The sequence below is a fragment of the Streptosporangium sp. NPDC049248 genome (genome assembly GCF_040678965.1).
Lineage (GTDB): Bacteria > Actinomycetota > Actinomycetes > Streptosporangiales > Streptosporangiaceae > Streptosporangium > Streptosporangium fukuiense.
In genome coordinates this window covers 40,694-58,776 of record NZ_JBFAQY010000030.1, presented here as the reverse complement: position 1 = coordinate 58,776, position 18,083 = coordinate 40,694, and the positions used below count along the sequence as shown (strand labels likewise).

At 71.6% G+C, this 18,083-nt stretch carries 8 protein-coding genes; 7 read left to right on the top strand and 1 reads right to left on the bottom strand.

Annotated elements, in window-relative coordinates; genetic code table 11:
• Nucleotides 1-42: 42 nt before the first annotated feature.
• Complete coding sequence (pulA, locus tag AB0K21_RS36480; RefSeq protein WP_364156481.1) at nt 43-5,904, bottom strand: pullulanase-type alpha-1,6-glucosidase; 5,862 nt, start codon at nt 5,902-5,904, stop codon at nt 43-45.
• Nucleotides 5,905-6,273: 369 nt separating this feature from the next.
• On the opposite strand from pulA, the gene AB0K21_RS36475 reads away from it, so the two are divergent.
• From AB0K21_RS36475 to AB0K21_RS36445, 7 genes are all read left to right on the top strand, one after another.
• The gene (locus AB0K21_RS36475) at nt 6,274-7,566 is read left to right on the top strand and encodes an extracellular solute-binding protein (protein ID WP_364156478.1); all 1,293 of its coding nucleotides are present in this window, start codon (nt 6,274-6,276) and stop codon (nt 7,564-7,566) included.
• 24 nt (nt 7,567-7,590) lie between these two features.
• Nucleotides 7,591-8,583, top strand: a complete 993-nt coding sequence (locus tag AB0K21_RS36470; protein ID WP_364156475.1) for a sugar ABC transporter permease — start codon at nt 7,591-7,593, stop codon at nt 8,581-8,583.
• Nucleotides 8,580-9,443, top strand: a complete 864-nt coding sequence (locus AB0K21_RS36465; RefSeq protein WP_343978846.1) for a carbohydrate ABC transporter permease — start codon at nt 8,580-8,582, stop codon at nt 9,441-9,443. The genes AB0K21_RS36470 and AB0K21_RS36465 overlap by 4 nt, the downstream gene beginning before the upstream one ends.
• A gap of 50 nt (nt 9,444-9,493) precedes the next feature.
• Nucleotides 9,494-11,113: a glycoside hydrolase family 13 protein gene (locus AB0K21_RS36460; RefSeq protein WP_343978843.1), complete on the top strand. Its 1,620-nt coding sequence runs from the start codon at nt 9,494-9,496 to the stop codon at nt 11,111-11,113.
• Nucleotides 11,100-12,155, top strand: a complete 1,056-nt coding sequence (locus AB0K21_RS36455; RefSeq protein WP_364156471.1) for a LacI family DNA-binding transcriptional regulator — start codon at nt 11,100-11,102, stop codon at nt 12,153-12,155. The genes AB0K21_RS36460 and AB0K21_RS36455 overlap by 14 nt, the downstream gene beginning before the upstream one ends.
• Before the next feature lie 188 nt (nt 12,156-12,343).
• Nucleotides 12,344-14,923 carry an AMP-binding protein gene (locus tag AB0K21_RS36450; protein WP_364156468.1) on the top strand — a complete coding sequence of 860 codons (2,580 nt, stop codon included), beginning with the start codon at nt 12,344-12,346 and terminating at the stop codon, nt 14,921-14,923.
• Nucleotides 14,924-14,985: 62 nt separating this feature from the next.
• Nucleotides 14,986-18,081 carry an amino acid adenylation domain-containing protein gene (locus AB0K21_RS36445; RefSeq protein ID WP_364156465.1) on the top strand — a complete coding sequence of 1,032 codons (3,096 nt, stop codon included), beginning with the start codon at nt 14,986-14,988 and terminating at the stop codon, nt 18,079-18,081.
• Nucleotides 18,082-18,083: the final 2 nt, after the last annotated feature.

The window sequence follows — 18,083 nt, the reverse complement described above, 5'->3', positions numbered from 1 at the left end:
GCTGCAACACCTGGCCCGGCCGTCTTTCCGGGGTATGCGGGTTCAGGGCTGGACGAAGACGGCGACCGTGCGTGCCGGGACCGTCAGCGTGCCCGTGGCGGGGTCGAACGTCGACTGCTTCACGACGGCGTCGTCGCCGGTCGTCTGGACGGGGTGGAGCGTCACCTGGGCGCCCTTCAGCGCGGCGACCGTCTGCGGTCGCGTCTCGGGGGTCGCGTTGAGGACGACGGTGATCGACTTCCAACGCGGGTCGATCCCCGAGGCGTCCAGGTGCATGGTCACCACACCCGGGGTCTCCGAGGTGCCGCTGGTCGGGAAGGTCAGGCGCTTCTGCACCTCGGCCAGGCTGGCGAGGCCGAAGGCCGGGGAGGACGAGCGGATCTTCAGCAGCTCGCCGTAGCGGGCGCGGGCCGCACCGATCGCCGCGCAGTCCGGCTTCAGCGCCGGGTCGGCGAGCAGCGGCCTGGCGTACTGCCACTTGTCCTCGTTGTCGGCCTTCGGGGGGAGCCCGGCGCCGAAGCCGTTGCCCGCCGAGCAGTCCCAGAGCAGCCGGTTGAACCAGTCGCCGGAGTCGTAGGAGTTGCGGTCCAGCGACTTGGAGCGGAGCCGCTCGCTGCCGGCGTGCACGAACGAGGTGCCCTGCCCGAGCACGGCCGTGGCCAGCGAGAGCGACTGCATGCGCACCCGGTCGGCCATGGTGGTGGCCTGCGGCAGCTTGTAGGCCAGCGCGTCGAACAGCGTCTCGTTGTCGTGGGCGTCGACGTAGGTGACGACCTCGCCCGGTGAGGCGGTGTATCCGGCGGGGGAACCGTTGTAGTCGACCTGCGAGCCCTTGACCTCCTTGCCGTTCGAGGCGGTGAAGGTGTAGTCGCGGAGGTTGCCGGCCAGCCCGACCTTGATCAGATCCTGGTAGCCGAGCAGCCGGGCCCGCTGCTGCGCCTCGTCGCCGTTGGCGGGCGACCCGTTGGGCGCCCCGGCCAGCCCCGAGCCGAAGCCCTGGACCCGCGGGTCGGGGTCGAACGGGCTGCCGCCGCGGACCGCGTCACGGAGCCGGTCGCTGAAGGTGCCGATCCCGGTGCCCGCCATGTTGGCCTGGGTGGCCTGCTCGAAGCGGGCGTTGTCGGCGACCTCGCCGAAGTTCCAGCCCTCCCCGTACAGGATGATCGACTTCCCGTCCACGCCGTCGCGGGCCACGGTCAGCCTGTCCAGGGCGGCGCGGACCGCGAGCATGTTCGCCTTGGGGTGGTGACCCATCAGGTCGAACCTGAAGCCGTCCACCTTGTACTCGCGGGCCCAGGTGACGACGGAGTCGACGACGAGCCTGCCCATCATGGCGTGCTCGGGCGCGGTGTTGGCGCAGCAGGTGGAGCTGGCCACGGTGCCGTCGTCGAGCAGCCGGTGGTAGTAGCCGGGCACGATCCGGTCGAGCACCGAGGTGGGGTCCTGGCCGGCGGCGTGGGTGTGGTTGTAGACCACGTCCATCACCACCCGCAGTCCCGCCCCGTTCAGCCCGCCGACCATGCTCCGGAACTCCTTGATCCGCGAGGACCCCTCGGGGTCGGCGGCGTAGGAGCCCTCGGGCACCGTGTAGTGCAGCGGGTCGTAGCCCCAGTTGAAGGAGTCTCCTGCCGCGGTGCGCGCGACGCAGGCCTGCTGCTCCTCGGAGTCGGGGGGCAGCGAGGCCAGGTCGCAGTCGGGCTCGGTCCGCTCCGACCTGCGCTCGGGGACCGTCGCGATGTCGAAGACCGGCAGCAGGTGCACGTGGGTCAGGCCGTCCTTGGCCAGCCCGCGCAGCTCCCTCATCCCCGCCGAGTCGCCGGTGAAGGCCGAGTAGGTGCCGCGCCTGGAGGCGGGGACCGTGGTGTCGGAGGCGGAGAAGTCGCGCACGTGCAGCTCGTAGATCGACGCCTTCTCCTGCGGCACCGCCCTGGGCTTGGCGAGTGACGACCAGCCGTCGGGCCGCAGGGAACGGTCGGACAGGTCGACCAGCTGGCTGCGGCCCGAGCCGGCGGCCAGCGACAGGCTGTAGGGGTCGGTCACCTCGTTGGTGACGATCCTGCCCTCGGCGGGCGCGTAGACCGTGACCAGGAAGGTGTAGTAGCGGTCCTTCCAGCCCTGCTGCCCGCGGACCGACCAGATGCCGGTGCCGTCGTCGCGCCGCATGGCGTGGACGGTGCGGGCCCCGCCGGAGGGGGCGCGGTAGAGCGCCAGCTCGACCTTGCGCGCCGTCGGCGCCCAGACCGACAGAGCGGGCGTGCCGCCGCTCCACGAGGGGCCGAGCCCGGCGGTCGCCGCCTTGGCGTGCAGGTCGTCGAGTACGCCGGGCAGCTGCACGCCGGTGGCGGCCAGCAACGCGCCCGAGGCGTCGCGCTCGACGGCCACGACCTGGCCGCGTAGCGCCTTCCCGACGAGGTCGGCGTCGCGCGGGTCGATCGTGAACGCGGCGTGCCCGGCCAGGTGCGGCCACTTCGCCCGCTGCGCCTCGGTGAGCGCTCCGGGAAGCAGGCGGATGATCCGGAGGTCGCCGGTCAGCTCGCCCTTGGCGTAGGCGATGTCGCCCTTCTCGGAGAAGGCCAGGGAGTGCCGGAGCGAGGACGACGGCTCGACCTTCCACACCACGGTGCCGCGGTCGATCCAGTGCGCCGCGGACTTCGACAGGTCGGCGTCCGCGCCGCGTGCCGCCGGCTGCGGCAGCAGGTGGCCCTCGGTGGCCGCGATCCGCCAGACCTCGTGGCCGGTCGCGGTGAGGTCCAGCGCCTGGTTGTCGGGAAGATCCTTCTCGTCGCCCTTGTGGAGGATGTAGCTCACGTTCTTGGCCCCCTCGGTCAGGGGGACGCGGAAATGGACACCGAAGGCGTCTTCGCCCGCGGGCTGGAGCGGGGTGGCCCACTCGGTGGGCTGGGCCACGTCACCCCACAGGTGCAGTCCCCAGCCTTCATACTTCCCGTCGGGACGGTGGTAGTGCAGGATCGCCACGTTCTCGGCCGAGGCCCGGCTCTGATGGACCTTCGCCACGCCCGAGACGACGGCGGCCTCCGGCTGGAGTGCCGGGGTGAACGACTGGTCGGGGCCGGGGTCCTTGGTGTCGCCCTTGTGGATGATGAAGTTCACCGGCGTCGAGGCGTTCTTCAGCGGGACCTTCCAGAACGCGCCGTAGGAGTCGGTGCCGTCCGGCGGGCGCGGTGTGGCCCACTCGGTGGGCACCCCGTCGGCGAGCCCGTCACCCCACAGGTGCAGGCCCCAGCCGTCGTAGTTCTTGTCCGGCCGGCTGTAGCGGATCGTCGCGTGGCCCTGGGCGGCCGCGCGGGACAGGTGCGTCTCCGCCTTCCCCTCCGCGAGCCAGACCTCGCCGTTCCTGGTGGGGTTGACGACCCGGTCGCCGCCGTCCTTCTCGTCACCCTTGTGGGCGATGATCCCGACGTTGGACGCGCCGGGCTTGAGCTTGATCCAGGCGAAACGGCCGTAGGCGTCCTCGCCGGTGAGCTTGAGCGGCTCGGCCCACTCCGTGGGGTTCTCCACGTCGCCCCAGACGTGCAGGCCCCAGCCGTCGTAGTCCTCGCGCTGGTAGTGCACGACCAGCCAGTCGCGCCTGACCGCGCCCGGCTCCTCGGGGGCCGGCTCGGCGCCGACGGTCGCCGCCGCGCTCGCCGAGGCGAAACGGCCCGCGGAGTCCTTCACCACCGCCTTGTAGGAGATCTTCGTGCCCGCCGCGATGCCGCGCAGGTCGTGGAAGACCCGGAAGACACGGCCCGCGGCGGAGGCGTTCGGCGCGTCGTCGGTGCCGATCACCCGCCAGGGGTCCTCGCCGACCTTGGCGGCGAAGGTGACCTGGTCGAAGCCGCCGCCGGGCACGGTCGCGGCGACCGGGATCCGGCCGTCCTCGGCGGTGCCCCTGATCTCGGCCCCCGGCAGCGCGATCGAGACGGCCGGGGCCGCGGCCGGGGTGGCGAGCTTCGCGGACGCCTTGTAGACCACCGCCGACAGGGCGGGGACGGTGAGCGCGAGCTTCGTGTCCGAGCCGGTGGTGAGCGCGGCGGCGCCCTCCCCGTACACCCTGGTGAAGGCGGCGCCCGCGGAGAAGGTGGGCACGCTCGCGCTCGCCGGCTGCTCGGCGTTGTTGACCGCCACGACGTACTCGACCTGCCGCGTGGCGTCGATCCTGGAGAAGGCGTAGACGCCGCCTGAGGCGAGCCGCTCGATCTGGGCGCCGTCGGCCAGGGCCGGGTGGGCGTCGCGCAGCGCGGCCAGGGCGGAGATGCCCCGGTACAGCGGGTGGGAGGGGACGAAGTTGTCGCGCGCGTGGGTCGCGTCGGTGCCGATCAGGTCGTCGCTCAGGTAGCTCTCGGTCTTCGAGGCGAACATGGACGCGCGGGCGTCCTGGTCGCCGCCCTTGCCGGTGAAGCCCTGCTCGTCTCCGTAGTAGACGACCGGCTGGCCCCGGGTGAGGTACATCAGCTCGTGGGCGAGCAGGTCCCTGCGGAGCAGTTCGGAGTCGGGCGCGCCGGGGTTGTCCTGGGAGATGAAACGGCCGATGCGGCCCATGTCGTGGTTGCCGAGGAAGGTCGGCAGCGACGCGGCGTTGCTGTCGGCGTCGGTGTGGTGGTCGTCGCCGGCGTACAGCTGGGCCAGCCGCGCCGCGCCCGCCGTGCCGCCGCTGAAGGAGCGGGCTGCCTCCTGGAACGGGAAGTCCAGGGTGGCGTTCATCTGGCCCCGGGTGGAGTAGCGGCTGGTGAAGGCGGGCTCGCTGGAGTAGACCTCGCCGAACATGAAGAACCGCTTGTTGCCGTGCTGGGCCGCGTAGCCGCGCAGGGCCGGGGAGAACCTCTCCCAGAACTCCATGTTCACGTGCTTGGCGGTGTCGATGCGGAAGCCGTCGAGGCCGGTCTCGCGCACCCACGTCTGGTAGATGTCCGTCATGCCCTTGACGACCTCGGGACGCTCGGTCCACAGGTCGTCGAGGCCGAAGAAGTCGCCGTACTGGTCGTTCTCGCCGCTGAAGGTGGAGTCGCCCCGGTTGTGGTACATCGTCGGGTCGTTCAGCCAGGACGGGGTCTTGGCCTTCTCGGGCGCGACCGGGGTGTACGGGAACGAGCCGGTGTCCACCTTGGGGAAGGTGTTCTTGCCCGCGTAGGCCCGGTCGTCGAACGGCACGCCGTCGGTGTCGACGTAGGGGTAGGCGCCCTTGGACCGGTAGGAGGAGGTCTTCTCCGCGTAGTCGATCACGTCGGCGGTGTGGTTGGTGATGATGTCGAAGAAGACCTTCATCCCGCGCCGGTGCGCCTCGCGCACCAGTTCCTTCATCTGGGCGTTGCTGCCCAGGTGCGGGTCGATCCTGGTGAAGTCGGTGATCCAGTAGCCGTGGTAGCCGGCCGAGACGTTCGCGCCGGTGCCCTGCACGGGGCGGTTGACGAACGCCGGAGTGATCCAGATCGCGGTGCTGCCCAGATTCTTGATGTAGTCGAGCCTGCCGAGCAGCCCCTTGAGGTCGCCGCCCTGGTAGAAGCCCTTGTGGGTCGGGTCGAAGCCGGTGGTGAGCCGGTCGCCGGACAGGCCGCCCCGGTCGTTGCCGGGGTCGCCGTTGGCGAACCTGTCGGTCATCGCGAAGTAGAAGCGCTCGCGGCTCAGGTCGGCGCGGAGCGCGTCGCGGGCCAGGTCCCTGTCCGAGGGTTCGGCGGTGCGGCTCAGCGCGGAGACCACGGGTTCGGCGGGGCGTTGCGGGAGGGGGGCCGAGAGGGCGGTCGGCCCGGGGGATGGCGCGGAGGCCGCGAATCCGGAGGTACCGGTGGCGGAGGCGGCTGCGGGGAGGGGGGTGGCGGCGAGGGGGGTGACGACCAGGGCGGCCGCGAGCGCGGCACCCTGCAGAAAGGTGTTTCTCGCGCGCCGTGGGGGGAGTGGCCAGACCACGGGGGGCCTCCACGGGAGTTGTTTCGAGGGTGTTGCCCGGAAGTTACTCACTGGGATTGCTCTATGCAATCCCTTGCGGCAATTTTCTGAATCCGACTCCCTGCGGACAGGGGCGCCGAGAGGTAACCAAGGGACAAAACTGGATAAATGCCACTTTTTGCCCTCCGGGGGATGGTGGCGCCTCCGTAAGGGTCTCCAGCCGGAGGTGTCTCGGCCCCCGGTTTTGGAGTACTTTGTAACGACTTTGCAGACTCTTGCAGAAAGTTCTTCCAATGGGGTTCACGTCGGCGTAACGTCCGGCGTACTCCAGACCCGGCCGGGCGGCTTCCCCCGCCCCTGGCCGGTCCCCTTGAACCTGAGGAGAAACACATGCGGCGAGCCTTCTCGGCTGCGACGATCGTCGCGGCCCTCGCCCTGGCGGTCTCCGCCTGCGGTGGCGGTGACGCCGGCACGGCGGCCCCCGCCCAGTCCGCGGCGACGGACCCGTCGAAGATCAGCGGCGAGATCACCTGGTGGGACACCGTCCGGCCGGACAGCGAGGGTCCGACGTTCCAGGCGCTCATCAAGGAGTTCCAGGCGAAATACCCGAACATCAAGGTCAAGTACGTCAACGTCCCCTCGGACCAGGCGCAGAACCAGTTCCAGACCGCGGCGCAGGCGGGTACGGGGGCCCCGGACGTCATCCGCTCGGAGGTCGCCTGGACCTCCCAGTTCGCCTCCCTGGGCTACCTGCAGCCGCTGGACGGCAGCCGCGCCGTGGAGAACGAGTCCGACTTCCTGGTCGGCCCGCTGAGCAGCACCAAGTACAACGGCAAGACGTACGCGGTCCCGCAGGTCACCGACACCCTCGCGCTCATCTACAACAAGCGGATCCTGGCGGAGGCCGGCCACGAGAAGGCTCCCGCCACCGTCGAGGAGCTCAAGCAGGCCGCGCTCGACGTCAAGGAGAAGACCGGGGTCAACGGCCTCGCGCTCAACGTCGACTCCTACTTCCTGCTGCCCTTCATGTACGGCGAGGGCGGTGACCTCCTCGACGTGCAGAACAAGAAGATCACCGTCAACTCCCCGGCCAACGTGAAGGCGATGGCCTCGGTGGCCGATCTGGTCACCTCCGGAGCCGCGCCCAAGCCGGCGATCCAGGACAGCTACGCCAACGCGATGACCGCCCTCAAGGACGGCAAGGCCGCGATGATCTACAACGGCCCGTGGGCGCTGTCGGAGATCTACCAGGGCAAGGAGTTCAAGGACAAGGAGAACCTGGGCATCGCCCCCGTCCCGGCGGGCTCGGTCAAGGCCGGCGCCCCCACCGGCGGCTGGAACCTGGCGATCTACGCCGGCTCCAAGAACATCGACGCCTCCTACGAGTTCGTCCGCTTCATGAGCACCCCGGAGGCCCAGGCCAAGGTCGCCAAGGAGATCAGCCTCCTGCCGACCCGCGTCTCCGCCTACGACAACCCCGACGTGCAGGCCAACAAGGACGTCGCCGTCTTCAAGCCCATCATGGAGACCGCGACCGCGCGGCCGTGGATCCCCGAGGGCGGCCAGCTCTTCCAGCCGCTCCTTGAGGGCTACCAGTCGCTGGTCGGCGGCAAGACGACCCCCGAGGACATGCTCAAGAAGGTGGACGACCAGTACCGCGGCATCTTCAAGGACTGGAGCTGATCCGTGGCGCTCTCGACTGGACGTGTGAACAGCACGGCCAGGGACCGGGCCGCGGGCGCCGACGGCGCCCGCGGCCAGGGCCGCCACCAGGGCACCGGCCCGTTCCGGCGAACGGTGGACAGGCACTGGTACGCCTGGGCCATGGTGGCCCCGGTGATCCTGGTCACCGGGCTGCTGATCGGCTGGCCGCTGGCCCGAGGCGTCTACCTGTCCCTGACCGACGCGACCGAGGCCAACATCGGCCGCACCATCGGCGTCAACGTCATCCCCTCGACCTACGAGTTCGTCGGGCTCGACAACTACATCGCGATCCTGACCAGCGGCCTGTTCTGGGAGAAGCTGGTCTGGACCGTGGTGTGGACCGTCGCCTGCGTCTCGCTCCACTACGGCCTGGGGCTGGGCCTGGCGCTGCTGCTCAACCGCAGGCTCAGATTCCGCTCGGCCTACCGGCTGCTGCTCATCCTGCCGTGGGCGATCCCCGGGTTCGTCTCCGCGTTCATCTGGCGCTACCTCTACAACAGCGACTTCGGCGTGATCAACGCGATGCTCAAGGCCGCCGGCCTCGGCGCGGTCGGCTGGCTCGACGACCCGACCACGGCGAAGATCGCGGTCATCGCGGTCAACGTCTGGATGGGTGTGCCGTTCATGATGGTCGCCGTGCTGGGCGGGCTCCAGTCGATCCCCGGTGAGCTCTACGAGGCGGCGGAGGTGGACGGCGCCACCCCCTGGCAGCGCTTCCGCTTCATCACCGTCCCCGGTCTGCGCACCGTGTCGAGCACCGTCGTCCTGCTGGGCACGATCTGGACCTTCAACATGTTCCCGGTGATCTACCTGATCAGCGGGGGAGGGCCGGGCAGCTCCACCGAGATCCTGGTCACCTACGCCTTCCGCGAGGCGTTCACCGGGGTTCGCAACTACTCCAACTCCGCGGCCTGGGGAGTCATCGTCCTGCTGCTCCTCGTCGTGCTGGCCGTGGTCTACCGGCGCTCGCTGCGCAAGCAAGGGGAGGTCTGGTGAGCACCGTCACCACCGGGCACGCCCGCGGCCGCGGGGAACGCAGCGCGGGAAGGTCGATACTGCTGCACGCGACCCTGCTCGCCGCGGTCGCCATCTCACTGTTCCCGATCGTCTGGTTGGTCCTGACCTCGCTCAAGCCGCGCGACGGCTGGCTCTCCAGCGAGCTGGAGATCTTCAACCAGCCCTCGCTGGACAACTACGTCCGGGTGCTGACCGAGACGCAGTTCCCGACCTGGCTGCTCAACTCGGTGATCGTCGCCGGGCTGACCACGGTCATCGGCGTCTTCCTGGCCTCGACGACCGGGTACGCGATCAGCCGCTTCCGCTTCCCCGGCCACCGCGGGGTGATGTGGACGCTGCTGATCACCCAGATGTTCCCGGTGGCGATCCTGATCGTCCCCCTCTACAACCTGATGGCGGGCCTCGGGCTGCTCAACCAGATCGCCGGGCTGGTCATCGCCTACATGACCGTGGCGGTGCCGTTCTGCGCGTGGATGATGAAGAGCTACTTCGACTCCATCCCGCGCGAGATCGACCAGGCCGGACTGGTCGACGGCCTGACCCCGTTCGGCACGTTCTGGCGGGTCGTCCTGCCGCTGGCCAGGCCCAGCCTGGCGGTCACCGCCTTCTACTCCTTCATGACCGCCTGGGGCGAGGTGGCCTACGCCACCGTGTTCATGTCGCAGGAGGAGAAGCGCACGCTCGGCATCGGCCTCCAGCAGTTCGTCGGCCAGCACTGGTCCGACTGGGGCCTGCTCACCGCCTCGGCGGTGCTGATCGCGGTGCCCGCGGCGATCGTCTTCCTGCTCGTCCAGCGGCACCTGGTCGCCGGACTTACCGCCGGTGCCACGAAGTCGTAACACCACCGTGCTATCACGTCCTGACATGTCATCTGATCGGGGAATTTAACATGACTGAGCTGGTTTACGCGGACCATGCCGCCGGGACCGTCACCCGATGGTGGCGCGACGCGGTGATCTACCAGGTCTACGTGCGCAGCTTCGCCGACGGCAACGGCGACGGTGTGGGCGACCTGCTCGGCGTGCGTGGCAGGCTCCCGTACCTGGCGGACCTCGGGGTCGACGCGATCTGGCTCACCCCGTTCTTCACCTCGCCGATGGCCGACTTCGGCTACGACGTGGCCGACTACCGGGACGTGGACCCGATCTTCGGCTCGCTGGCCGACGCCAGGGCGCTGATCGACGACGCGCACGGCCATGGCCTGCGGATCATCGTGGACGTGGTGCCCAACCACACCTCCGACCAGCACGTCTGGTTCGAGGAGGCGGTGGCGGCGGGCCCGGGGGACCCCGCGCGCGAGCGTTACATCTTCCGCCAGGGCCGGGGGGCGACCGGAGAGCTGCCACCCAACGACTGGGAGTCGGTCTTCGGCGGCTCCGCGTGGACCCGGCTGCCGGACGGCGAGTGGTACCTCCACCTGTTCGCGCCCGAGCAGCCCGACCTGAACTGGGAGAATCCCGAGGTTCACGCGGAGTTCGAGTCGATCCTGCGGTTCTGGCTCGACCTGGGGGTCGACGGCTTCCGTATCGACGTCGCCCACGGCATGGTCAAGGCCGAGGGGCTGCCCGACATCGGGCACAGCGACCAGATCCGGATGATCGGCACCGACGTGGTGCCGTTCTTCGACCAGGACGGTGTGCACGAGATCCACCGCGCCTGGCGCAGGCTGCTCGACTCCTACCCCGGAGAGCGGATCGGCGTCGCCGAGGCGTGGGCACCGTCCCCGCAGCGGCTGGCCAACTACGTCCGTCCCGACGAGCTGCACCAGGCGTTCAACTTCCACTTCCTCAACACCCCCTGGGAAGCGGAGCGGTTCCGCGCGGTCATCGAGGAGTCGCTGGCGACCGCCGGACTGGTCGGCGCGCCCAGCACCTGGGTGCTCTCCAACCACGACGTCAAGCGGCACCTCACCCGCTACGGTGGCGGCGAGGTCGGTCTGCGCCGCTCCCGCGCCGCGGCCCTGCTGACCCTCTCCCTGCCCGGCTCGGCCTACGTCTACCAGGGCGAGGAGCTCGGCCTGCCCGAGGTCCTCGACCTTCCCGAGGAGTTCCTGCGCGACCCGCAGCGGCTCCGCAACCCCGACGACGGCCGGGACGGCTGCCGGGTGCCGCTCCCCTGGTCCGACGGCGAGCCGCACTTCGGCTTCAGCCTGCCGGGCGTCAACGGGACGTGGCTCCCCATACCGTCCTCCTGGGGCCCGCTCAGCGTCGAGTCCCAGCTGGAGGAGCCGCTCTCCACGCTGAACCTGTACCGCGAAGCGCTCCGGATCAGGCGGGAGCGGAGGGCCTTCGGCGAGATGCCGCTGGCCTGGCTCGACTCCCCGGAGGGAACGCTGGCCTTCACCCGCGACGCCGGCTTCACCTGCACCGTCAACCTCACCGGCGAGGACGTGGAACTGCCCGCCCCCGGGCGGGTCCTGCTGGCCAGCGCCGAGCCGGTCGTCCAGGGCGGCGTCGCGCGGCTCGCGCCCGACTCCGCCGTCTGGTGGCAACGCGATGACGCCTCCTAGTGCCGTCGGCCCGCTCGGCAACGGCGCCGCCCGGCTGACCGACATCGCCGCGCAGGCCGGGGTCAGCGAGGCCACGGTCAGCCGGGTGCTCAACGGCAAGCCGGGGGTCTCCGCCGTCACCCGGCGCTCGGTGCTGGCCGCGCTGGACGTCATGGGGTACGAGCGTCCGCAGCGGCTGCGCCAGCGCAGCAACGGGCTGATCGGCCTGGTCACCCCGGAACTGGACAACCCGATCTTCCCGGCGTTCGCCCAGGCGTTCGAGAAGACGCTGACCCAGTACGGCTACACCCCGGTGCTCTGCACCCAGCTGCCCGGTGGCGCGGTCGAGGACGAGTTCACCGAGCTGCTCGTGGAGCGCGGGGTCAGCGGCATCATCTTCGTCTCCGGGCTGCACGCAGACGTCACCGCGCGCTCGGACCGCTACACCCAGCTGATCGGGCAGGGCGTGCCCATCGTCCTGCTCAACGGGCACGCCGCCGACGTCCCCGCCCCCTTCATCTCACCCGACGACCGGGCCGCGGCGCGGCTGGCCGTCCAGCACCTGGTCGACCTGGGCCACGAGCGGATCGGCCTGGCCGTCGGTCCCAGCCGGTTCGTGCCGGTGATCAGGAAGATCGAGGGGTACCGGCGGGCGATGGCGCAGTTGCTGGGGGCGACGGAGGTCGACGAGCTGATCTCGCATTCGCTGTTCTCGGTGGAGGGCGGGCAGGCTGCGGCGGCGCAGCTGCTGATGCGCGGCTGTACGGGGATCGTGTGCGCGTCGGACCTGATGGCGCTGGGGGCGATCCGGGCCTGCCGGGATCGGGGGCTCTCGGTGCCGGGGGAGGTGTCGGTGGTGGGGTTCGACGACTCGCCGCTGATCGCGTTCACCGACCCGCCGCTGACCACCGTGCGCCAGCCGGTCCAGTCGATGGTGACCGCCGCCGTCCACACCCTGCTGGAGGCCATCGCCGGCACACCGGGCCAGCACTCCGAACTGATCTTCCAGCCCGAGTTCATCGTCAGGGGATCGACCGGATCCGGCCCCAAGATGCTCCGGTGACGGCCTGATCTCCCCGATCTCCCCTGACCCCCTCTCCCGTCGCTCGAATCCATCACCCCTTCTCCACGAGGGGACCGGCATCGCCGCCGGTCCCTCTCCCCGGCATGTGCACCATCCGGACCGCCCACGGTCCGGGATCTCACTCTCGTTCGATCCACCGATCCCGAGCGCCCGCCCAGGAGGCCGGCATGAGTGTGCACGACCCGGCTCCGCCCACCGTTCCCCGGCTGCTCGCAGCACGGGCGGAGACCGATCCCGACCGCCCCGCCCTCGTCGCCGGTGAGCCCGCCGACGGATCGGGCGACCTGACCTTCGGCCAGTGGGAACGGCGTTCCAACGCCGCCGCCCGCGGCCTGCTCGCGCGCGGGCTCCGTCCAGGAGACCGTGTCGGCCTGCTGTTCGGCGGGGACGAGTGGCCCGCCTTCGCCGTCGCCTTCTGCGCCGTGCTCAAGGCCGGCGGCGTGGCGGTGCCGCTCTCCGCCCGCCTCGGCGGTCATGAGATACGCGACACCCTGCGGCGTTGCGCCGCCGTGGGCGTGCTGCACGGGCGGCAGGCCCCCGCGCCTGCCGGGGAGGACCCCGGCCGGTGGCGGTCACCGGTGCCGGACGGCGGCGACGGCTCACCGATCAGCGGCGTCGAGGTGCGACCGGGCGACCTCGCCCAGATCATCTACACCTCCGGCACGACCGGTACCCCCAAGGGGGTCGGCGCCACCCACGCCAACCTGACCCACGGCCGCCCGCTACGCCCTCGCCGCCGGGCCTACGCCCACTCCGAGCGCTTCCTGCACGCCTTCCCCATCGGGACGAACGCCGCGCAGATGATGCTGATGGACGCCCTCACCGCCCACCCGGCCGCGCTCACCCTCCCCGGATTCGAGCCCGAGGAGTTCTGCCGCCTCATCGAGACCCACCGCGTGGGCACCGTCTTCCTCGTCCCGTCCATGGCCATCGAACTGCTCGGCTCCGGCGCCCACCGCAGACACGACCTGTCCGGGGTGCTGCTGCTCAGTTCCTCGGCCGCCGCGCTGCCCCCGTCCGTCGCCCAGGACCTGGCCGTCGCCTTCCCGGGGGCGACGCTGGTCAACTACTACACCTCGACCGAGGCGGTCCCCGCCCAGACCACCATGATCGTCGATCCCGCCAGGCCCACCTCCCTGGGACGCGCCACCGACCCCGGTGACCTGCGCGTCCTCGGCGAGAACGGGGAGAGGCTACCTCCGGGTGAGACGGGCGAGGTCTGGCTCCGCTCCCCGGCGCCGCCGCGCTCCTACGTGGGCGACCCCGAGGGCAGCGCGCTGGTCTTCCGCGACGGCTGGGTGCGGATGGGCGACGTCGGCCACCTCGACGCCGACGGCTACCTCTACCTGTCCGACAGGGAGACGGACGTCATCAAGTCGGGCGCCCTGAAGGTCTCGACCGTGCGGATCGAGGCGGTACTGCACGAGCACCCCGCGGTGGCGGAGGCCGCCGTCGTCGGCGTTCCCCACCCCGTGATGGGCGCGCTGCCCGCCGCCGCCGTACGGCTGGCGTACCCGGTGCCGATGGACGAGATCCGCGACTTCCTGTCCGGGCGGCTGGCCCGCCAGGAACTGCCGACCAGGATCGTGCCGGTCGAGGAGTTCCCCCGCAACGACCTCGGGAAGATCCTGAAGTCCGGGGTCCGCGAGCTGTTCGCCGCGCGGGGCCGCCGGGTCCCGCTGACCGCGGGGCAGGCCGGACCGCCGGCCCACGAGGAGACGGTCCGGGTGGCGATGCGGGTACGAGACACCGTCGACCCGGGGATCCTGCGCAGGGCGCTCCGCGAGGTCGCCGCCGCCCACGAGGCACTGAGGCTCACCTTCCCCGTGCCGGACGGCGCCCGCGTCGCCGAGATCACGCCGGAGGCGGAGCCCGAACTCGTCCGCGTCCCGCTGGAGGCCGCCGTCGAGTACGAGCTGTCCCGGGGTTTCGACCTCGAACGGGGGCCGCTGCTCAGGACGATCCTGACCGACCCCACCCCCGGCGGGTCCCTGCTGGTGCTCTGCGCCTCCGCGCTGGCCTGTGACGACTGGTCACTCGAGACGGTCCTGTACGAGCTCGGCACCGCCTACGCCGCCGCTCTCGCCGGGCGTACGGCACCGCCCCCGCCGGCCACCGCGAGCTACGCCGACTGGGCCGCCACCCGCCCCCCGGCCCCGGGTGTCCCGCCGTCCCGGTCCCCGTCGCCGCTCCCGCACCTCCCGGCCGGCGTCGCCGGGGCATACGGCTTCAGCCTGCCGCCCGAGACGGCCGGGCGGCTTCGGCAGGTGGCGCGGGCCCGCCGGGTGGCGCCCGCCGAGGTGGCCCTGGCCTGCTGGGCGGCCGCGCTGTCGCGGGCCGGGGGCCTGACCGAGCCGACGGTGCTCGTGCGCGAGCCGGGGCGCTCGGAACCCGCCCACGCCACCCTGGTCGGCCCGCTCGCGCTGGACGTGGCCGTCCGGATCACGATCCCCGGCGACCCCGGCGACCCCGTCGATCCCGCCGCGCTGATCGGCCTGGCCGAAGCGGCGCCGGAAACGGCGGGGCATGCCGGCCGGTTCCGTTTCGAGGGCTTCCGTCCTGAGCCGTACCTGCCCGGCCTGAAGTCCGAACCGTACTCGCTGCCCGCGGCTCCGCCCGCCGACGGCGGGCCGTCCCTCACCCTCACCGAACAGCCGGACGGATCCATGTCCGGCGTCTGCGTGGGACCCGCCGCCGACGACCTCGGCCGGGGGTTCCAGCGCCTGTGCGACCTCCTCGCTCCCTGATCGACCCCCTGACTCCCCCTGATGAGCTCTCTCCGCCGAGCCCTCATCTGAGATCGGAAGTGATGCCAGTGACGTCCGAGATCGTCTCCGCACCCGTTCGGGCCTCGCTCGCCCAGCAGGGAATATGGTTCAACGAACGGCTGGGCGGCATCGGGACCGTCTACACGATGCCGTTCTCCGTCACCTTCGACGGTCCCCTCGACGCGGCCGCCCTGGCCGCCGCCTGGGAGGGGCTCGTCGCCCGCCATCCCGTTCTGGCCCGCGCGGTCGAGGAGCGGCAGGGCGTGCCCTACCTGGTACCCGCCGTCCCACCCGGGCTGCGGGTGGCGGACGCCCCGCGGGAACGGCTCGCGGAACTGGTACGGGCCGAGATCCTGCGCCCCTTCGACCTGGCCGCCGGACCCCTGGTGCGGGCGGTCCTGTACCGGGAGGGCGCCGGGCGGGCGACGCTGCTGGTCGTGGCACACCACATCGTCTTCGACGGCGAGTCCACCTCGGTGTTCCTGCGCGACCTCGCCGAGCTCTACCGGGCCGAGGTCACCGGAACCCCCGCGGACCTGCCCGAGCTGCGCCACGAGGAGCCGGGCGCCGGGCGCGTCGAAGCCGGGCTCTCCTTCGCCAGGGAGTTCTGGAACTCGCGGTGGCGCCAGCCGACAGAGGTGACCCTGCCGGGACTGGCGGGGGAGACGGCCACCTCGGCCGAGGGCGCGGCCGAGGGCGCGGTCGTGGAGTTCGCGCTGGCGGACGAGGCACGGGAGGCACTGGCCCGGCTGGCGGAGGAGATCGGTGCCGGCAGGTTCGAGATCGTGCTCGCCTCGCTGCACGCGCTCCTGTACCGGTACGGCAACACCGAGCCGACCGTCGCGGTCGATCTGGGCACCCGATCGCCGGAGACCCGCCACCACCTCGGCGCCTTCGTCAACGAGTTGCCCGTCACGGCCAGGATCCAGCCGGATTGGAGTTTCCGCCGGTTCGTCGCCGACCAGCGGTTCGGCTACGGGCTCCGCTCCGACCTGCGCGGCCTCTACCGGGTCAGGGAGGTGCCGTTGTCGCGGGCGGTCAGCGGCGTACGGCCCGGCGTCTCGCTCGCGCCGGTCTCGCTCGGCTACCGCAGGCGCGAGGCCGCGCCCGCCTTCTTCGGCGTGGACGCCCATGTGGAGTGGGCGCTCTTCAACCACACGGTCCGCGGCGCCATGCGCGTGCACATCGTGGACGGGCCGGACCGGTTCGGCGTCGCCCTCCAGTACAACCCGGAGGCGATGGGCCGCGACGACGCCGAGCGGGTCGCCGCCCACTGGCGGACGCTGCTCGCCGCGGCGGCGGCCGAACCGGACGCGCCCCTGGCCGGGCTGCCGCTGCTCGGCGCGGAGGAGACCGGGCTGCTGCTGTCGGGCTGGAACGACACATCGGTCGACTACCCCGAGCTCACCCTGCCCGAGCTGGTGGCCGTGCAGGCGGCCCGTACCCCGGACGCCACGGCCGCCGAGTGCGGCACGGACTCGATGACCTACGCGGAGCTCAGTGCGGCCACCGACCGCCTGGCCGGGCGGCTGCGCGCCGCGGGGGTGGGCCCGGGGAGGCTGGTCGCGATCTGCGCGGAGCGTTCGCCGGCGACCCTGGTCGGGCTGCTGGCCGTGGCGCGAGCCGGGGGTGCCTACCTGCCGCTCGACCCCGGACACCCCGAGGAGCGGCTCCGTTTCGTACTGGAGGACTCCGGCGCCGGGCTGCTCCTGACCGATCTCGCGACACGGGACCGCCTGGCCGGGCTCGAGCTCCCCACCCTCGTCCTCGAAGACCCGGCCGCCCCGGCCGAGGCGGAAGAGCCGGCCGGTCTCGGCCGGCCGTCGCCGGAGGATCTCGCGTACGTCATCTACACCTCCGGCTCCACCGGGCGCCCGAAGGGCGTGGAGATCCCGCACCGGGCCCTGACCAACCTGCTGCTCGCCATGCGCGACCGGCTCGGCTCCCGCCGGGGGGACGGCTGGCTCGCCCTGACCTCGCTGTCGTTCGACATCTCCGCGCTGGAGCTCTACCTGCCGCTGGTCACCGGCGGCCGGGTCGTCATCGCCTCCGGCGACGCCGCCAGGGACGGGCGCGAACTCGTCAGGATCGCCGGGTGCGGGGTGACCCACGTGCAGGCCACCCCGTCCGGCTGGCGGATGCTGCTCGACTCCGGGCTCGACCTGCCGCACGTGACGGCGCTGGCCGGTGGGGAGGCACTGCCCGCCCCGCTGGCTCGCGAGATCCTGCGCAGGACCGGCCGTCTGATCAACGTCTACGGTCCCACCGAGACGACGATCTGGTCGATGAGCGCGGAGATCACCGAACCTGTCACGGCGGTGCCGATCGGCGAGCCGCTCGCCAACACCCGGGTCCATGTGCTCGACGAACGGCTCGGCCTGCTCCCGATCGGAGTGCCGGGAGAGCTCTGCGTCGCGGGCGACGGCATCGCCGACGGCTACCGGAACCGGCCCGAGCTGACCGCGGAGCGGTTCGCGGACGACCCGTTCGGCCCCGGGCGGCTCTACCGCACCGGCGACCGGGTGCTCAGGCGGGCCGACGGCCTGATCGAGTTCATCGGCAGGCTGGACGACCAGATCAAGCTCCGCGGCCACCGCATCGAGCCGGGCGAGATCGAGGCCCGGCTGCTCGAACACCCTCAGATCCGCCGCGCGGCCGTGCTCGCCAGGGAGGACGACAAGGGCGAGCGGCGGCTGGTCGCCTACCTGGAGGCCGAGGCCGTCCCCGGTGACCTGCGGGAGCACTGCGCGAGGACGCTCCCGCCGTACATGGTCCCGAGCGACTTCGTGTGCCTGTCCCCGCTGCCGCTCACCGCGAACGGCAAGCTCGACCGGACCGCGCTGCCCGCCCCCGACACGGGAGGGGAGCGGGAGGCGAAAACGGGCTCGGCGGTGCCGGTCGCCTACAGCGGTGTGGCCGCCGAGCTCCACGAGATCTGGTGCGAGGTGCTGGGGGCGGCGGAGGTCGGTCCGGAGGAGGACCTGTTCGAACTGGGCGGGCACTCGCTCACCATCACCCAGATCGCCTCCCGGGTCCGCCTGCGCCTGGGCGCCGACCTGCCGCTCCACGTCTACTACGACGACCCCACGATCCAGGCGGTCGCCGCCGCGGTCGAGCGCCTGCGCGGGGAGGGCTGAGC

What these genes read in the sequence shown, in the direction of transcription:
- AB0K21_RS36475 (WP_364156478.1), top strand. Translation starts at nt 6,274, where the DNA reads ATGCGGCGAGCCTTCTCGGCTGCGACGATCGTCGCGGCCCTCGCCCTG.
- AB0K21_RS36445 (WP_364156465.1), top strand. Translation starts at nt 14,986, where the DNA reads ATGCCAGTGACGTCCGAGATCGTCTCCGCACCCGTTCGGGCCTCGCTC.
- AB0K21_RS36455 (WP_364156471.1), top strand. Translation starts at nt 11,100, where the DNA reads ATGACGCCTCCTAGTGCCGTCGGCCCGCTCGGCAACGGCGCCGCCCGG.
- AB0K21_RS36450 (WP_364156468.1), top strand. Translation starts at nt 12,344, where the DNA reads ATGAGTGTGCACGACCCGGCTCCGCCCACCGTTCCCCGGCTGCTCGCA.
- AB0K21_RS36460 (WP_343978843.1), top strand. Translation starts at nt 9,494, where the DNA reads ATGACTGAGCTGGTTTACGCGGACCATGCCGCCGGGACCGTCACCCGA.